5 protein-coding genes, 1 tRNA gene and 1 pseudogene are annotated in these 4,073 nt (G+C 62.5%); 5 read left to right on the forward strand and 2 right to left on the reverse strand.

Annotation, left to right across the window (positions count from 1 at the left end):
* The 4 genes from AC52Q4_RS04910 to AC52Q4_RS04925 form a co-directional block, all read left to right on the forward strand.
* Window positions 1-832 (forward strand): phenylalanine--tRNA ligase subunit beta-related protein (locus AC52Q4_RS04910; protein WP_495535690.1); only part of this gene is annotated, 832 nt, incomplete at its 5' end.
* Between the two features lie 6 nt (window positions 833-838).
* Window positions 839-1,138, forward strand: coding sequence for an integration host factor subunit alpha (gene ihfA / locus AC52Q4_RS04915; RefSeq protein WP_495535691.1), 300 nt, complete (start codon window positions 839-841; stop codon window positions 1,136-1,138).
* The gene (locus tag AC52Q4_RS04920) at window positions 1,119-1,481 is read left to right on the forward strand and encodes a MerR family transcriptional regulator (RefSeq protein ID WP_495535692.1); all 363 of its coding nucleotides are present in this window, start codon (window positions 1,119-1,121) and stop codon (window positions 1,479-1,481) included. The genes ihfA and AC52Q4_RS04920 overlap by 20 nt, the downstream gene beginning before the upstream one ends.
* Window positions 1,482-1,565: 84 nt before the next feature.
* Window positions 1,566-1,642 (forward strand) — tRNA-Pro (locus AC52Q4_RS04925).
* A 222-nt stretch (window positions 1,643-1,864) separates the two neighbouring features.
* Here AC52Q4_RS04925 and AC52Q4_RS04930 read toward each other — a convergent pair.
* Window positions 1,865-2,758: a polysaccharide pyruvyl transferase family protein gene (locus AC52Q4_RS04930; RefSeq protein WP_495535693.1), complete on the reverse strand. Its 894-nt coding sequence runs from the start codon at window positions 2,756-2,758 to the stop codon at window positions 1,865-1,867.
* Window positions 2,759-3,069: 311 nt separating this feature from the next.
* Here AC52Q4_RS04930 and AC52Q4_RS04935 point away from each other — a divergent pair.
* Window positions 3,070-3,681 (forward strand): annotated as a pseudogene (locus tag AC52Q4_RS04935) (DUF938 domain-containing protein).
* A 103-nt stretch (window positions 3,682-3,784) separates the two neighbouring features.
* Here the strand turns inward: AC52Q4_RS04935 and AC52Q4_RS04940 are convergent.
* Window positions 3,785-4,073, reverse strand: a 289-nt coding sequence (locus AC52Q4_RS04940) for a sigma-70 family RNA polymerase sigma factor (RefSeq protein ID WP_495535694.1), incomplete at its 5' end; no start/stop codon positions are given.

A 4,073-nucleotide genomic window follows, 5' to 3' on the forward strand; every position in this document is an offset into this window, starting at 1 on the left:
GGAGCCCTCCCTGGAGGCGCAGCTTGCGCCGGCCCCCGCGCCGCTGGCCCTGGCGAACCCGATTTCGGCCGATATGGCGGTGATGCGAACCAACCTCTGGCCGGGCCTCGTGCAGGCCCTGCAGCGCAACCGCCACCGCCAGTTCTCGCGGGTGCGCCTGTTCGAGATCGGTCTCAGCTTCCGGCCCGAGGGCGACGGTCTGGAGCAGGGTAAACGCCTGGCGGGCCTGGCCTGCGGCTCGGTCACGCCCGAGCAGTGGGATCTGCCCCGGCGCGAGGTCGACTTCTACGACGTCAAGGGCGATCTGGAAGCGCTCTTCGCGGTCACCGGGGCGCCGGAAGCTTTCGCGTTCCGGGCAGAGACCCATCCGGCCCTGCACGAGGGGCAGAGTGCACGCATCTATCGCGACGGCGAAGCCGTGGGCTGGCTGGGCGCAATGGATCCTGGACTGCAGCGTGAGCTCGACATCGACGGCCGCGTATACCTGTACGAGATCGACGCCGATGCGCTGCGCCGGGCCCGGCTGCCGGCATTCACGGAACTGTCCAAATACCCATCCATCCGCCGGGATCTGGCGGTTGTCGTCGACGAGGAGATACCCGCCGCCGCCGTCAGGGAATGCGTGCGCGAGTCGGCCGGCGAGCTGTTGCAGGAGCTCTTGGTCTTCGATCTGTATCAGGGCAAAGGGATACCTAAAGGTCGAAAAAGCTTGGCCATAGGCTTGATTCTCCAAGAAAGTTCGCGCACTCTAACCGACAAAGATGTCGAAGAAGTCGTTGAGCGCGTCGTCGGCCGGCTCCGTCACGATCTCCGGGCAACGTTGAGGGAGTAGCAGCCAATGGCATTGACCAAGGCAGACATGGCCGAGCGCCTGTTCGAAGAAGTGGGACTCAACAAGCGCGAGGCCAAGGAGCTGGTCGAGAACTTTTTCGAGGAAGTGCGAGCTGCACTGGAAGCGGGGGTGCCCGTCAAGCTGTCGGGCTTTGGCAATTTCGACCTGCGCGACAAGAACCAGCGGCCTGGGCGCAATCCCAAGACCGGCGAGGAGATTCCGATCTCCGCGCGCCGCGTTGTGACCTTCCGGCCGGGTCAGAAACTGAAGGCGCGCGTGGAAGCCTATGCTGGAAACGAGCAATAACGACGAGCTGCCACCCATCCCGGCAAAGCGCTACTTCACGATTGGTGAAGTCAGCGAGCTTTGCGGGGTGAAGCCGCACGTTCTGCGCTACTGGGAGCAGGAATTCCCGCAGCTCAAGCCGGTCAAGCGCCGGGGCAACCGGCGCTATTACCAGCGTCAGGACGTGCTGTTAATCCGGCAGATCCGGTCATTGCTGTACGGGCAGGGTTTTACCATCGGTGGTGCCCGCCAGCAGCTGGCCGGCGAGAACCACAAGGAAGACGTCAACCAGTCCCAGCAGGTGATCCGGCAGGTCCGGGCGGAGCTGGAAGACATCCTCAGCATCCTCAAACGCCCGAGCTGAGCCATCGGGCGATTGCATCCCGTCGCCGGAATGGCGTGACCGCCTTTGCCCATGCCGGCGAATGCGGTATGATCCTCATCCGCTCGGGGTGTAGCGCAGTCTGGTAGCGCACCTGCATGGGGTGCAGGTGGTCGGAGGTTCGAATCCTCTCACCCCGACCAATTTTTAATTACTGATCAATAGGTTGCGAGATTGACTCGCGCCTTCCTCGGTGATTTCTGGAAAAAGCCTGCCATTGGTGCTGCGCTGGCGATTGCAGCTCGGGCGCTGCATTGGGATCACTGGACGGCAGCGAATTGCAGGAGCACCGCTGTCCCCCATCGAGCTTATCCGGTCTCTCGATACTTCCCTACACCTCAAGGCCCGCGCAGCGGGATGCCGGCCTAATGCAATCGCGCTTGGTATTCGAGTGATCGCTTGTTGCCATAATGTTTGATCTGTGGCTCTAAGGTCCCCCTTGCGTGTCTCCTCGAGGCAGTCACCGGCCATAAATCCATGGGAAAGGCGTCGAGCAGTGCCTGTGCGTCGAAAACCGGCAGCGGTTCGCCGCCCTGGGCCAGACCTTCGGCTACTGAGCGGGTGGGCGAATACGCGTGCCGGCCGGTGCCGAGGTAGTAATCCTGGTATTTGAACAGCGGCTCCCGCTCGGACAGGCGCAACAGGCGGGCCGGAATGCCGAAGGCTTCGGCGACAATCAGACCGTGCAGCGATCCCGACAGCACGAACCGGCTTTGCAGAATACCGTTTACGAAACGCTCCCAGCGCGCCGTCGGAAGAATGACCTGGCGGGTATCGATGCCCGCGGCTTTTAGCCCGGTTACATCATGTAGGTGCGGCACGATCGCGTATGCGCGGGTCCCCGTGCAACGGCGCGCGAGCTCCGGAAACAAAGTAGGCAGGAGCAAGACCGGATCCCCATAGACTTGCGGACAGGCGATGCCTCGTTGCAAGAGGAACTCTCGAGTGAGTGGTCCGCGTACGGCGCGCACGTCCAAATCGGTGAACTGGTGTTTTGCGCCGGGGACCTTGCCATTAACGCCGGAGCCCCAGATGACATCGCCATCGCGTGCGAAATGCATAATCGAGCCCACCGCGAGCAAGCGTCTCGTGTCGGGACGCTTTTCGCCGATGCGGGAGCCTGACCACTGCAGCAGGCGCTCGACGATGACCGGAGAGAGATAATCACCGGCGTTTTCGCGTCGCCACAGGCCAAAGTGGCGCTTGGGTGGTGACCACCAAAAAACACTGTTTTTGACAGACTCGCCGAATCTTGCCATTTCTGGTTTCTCATTCGCCTCGTTTACCTTTTTGTACCAACGCCACGTTACGCGAATGTGAAATGCCGCGAACAATAGCGCGAGCCGCGATTAGGGAGGTGCGAGGCGACCGCGTTTCCCAAAGGGGGTAGCCCTCGTCACCCGGCGGCAGGGTCGTGGCGGCCGTCCGTGACAGGCAGAAGCGTCGATAAATGGCGTCTCAATGCCGTCTAAAGGCCGGGGCAGGCACGTCGCGGGCGCAGCGAATCGCTGCCCGAGAGCAAGTATAATCCCAACCCTGGGCATGGCGCGAGAAGCAGGGGTGCACGCAAATGGGCAATGATACGGCCCGAGCTTTCTCTCCGGCGGCGGGTCGCAACAAAGGTCCGATCCTCGAGGTGCTCAAAACGCTTTTTACAGAGGCTGGCTACGTCTTGGAAATCGGTAGCGGCACGGGACAGCATGCGGCCCATTTCGCGGCCAACCTGCCGCATATCATCTGACAAGCCACCGCGTTGCCCTCGGAGCTTGCCAGTATTGAAGCGTGGCGTCGGCAGGCCGCTTTGGCGAATTTTCCGCCCCCTCTGATGCTGGATGTGCATCGTGATCCGTGGCCGGTTGCACGCGCGGACGGGGCCTTTTCAGCCAATACGGCACATATCCTGTCATGGGGGGACGTCGAGCTCATGTTCAGTGGGCTCTCGAGGGTAGTCGAGCCGGCGGGTCTGTTCTGTCTCTACGGTCCCTTCAATGAGGGTGGAGAATACACCAGTGCCGGCAATGCCCAGCTGGATGCGTGGGCGCGCGCCCGCGATCCGGCGAGCGGGCTGCGCGATCTGGATGATATCTTCGGGCTCGCGCGGTGCACTGGCTTCGATCTCGACGCGAACCACTTGCTTACCGCCAATAACCGCCTGCTGGTATGGCGTCGGGCCGAGCGCTGAAATCGCGGCGGACAGTCGTCTCTCGGCCTCGATGCCAGGGCTTTTGCGAGGGCGATGCCGGCCGGCACACGTGCGCCGGGGAAAGCGACTGGCACACCCCAATTCATCGCAGCAACGGCGAGAGGTGCTTGTCGACGGCCTCGCGAGCGCGGTAAATGCGTGAGCGCACCGTCCCGATCGGGCAGCCCATCGCCTGTGCCACCTCTTCATACGTCAGCCCCTTGAGCTCGCGCAGAATGAGTGCGGTACGCAGATCCTCCGGCAACTCCTCCAGCGCAACAGCCACCGTGTGCTCGATCTCATCGCGCATGGCGAGCGCTTCCGGCGAGTCATGATCCTTCAGCCGCGAGTCGACGTCGTAGCGCTCGGCATCCTGGGCATCGATATCGCTG

This window comes from Nitrococcus sp., assembly GCF_059432795.1.

Excerpts from the sequence above, each read along its gene's own strand:
- AC52Q4_RS04930 (WP_495535693.1), bottom strand. The coding sequence starts at position 2,758 with ATGGCAAGATTCGGCGAGTCTGTCAAAAACAGTGTTTTTTGGTGGTCA.
- ihfA (WP_495535691.1), top strand. The coding sequence starts at position 839 with ATGGCATTGACCAAGGCAGACATGGCCGAGCGCCTGTTCGAAGAAGTG.
- AC52Q4_RS04920 (WP_495535692.1), top strand. The coding sequence starts at position 1,119 with ATGCTGGAAACGAGCAATAACGACGAGCTGCCACCCATCCCGGCAAAG.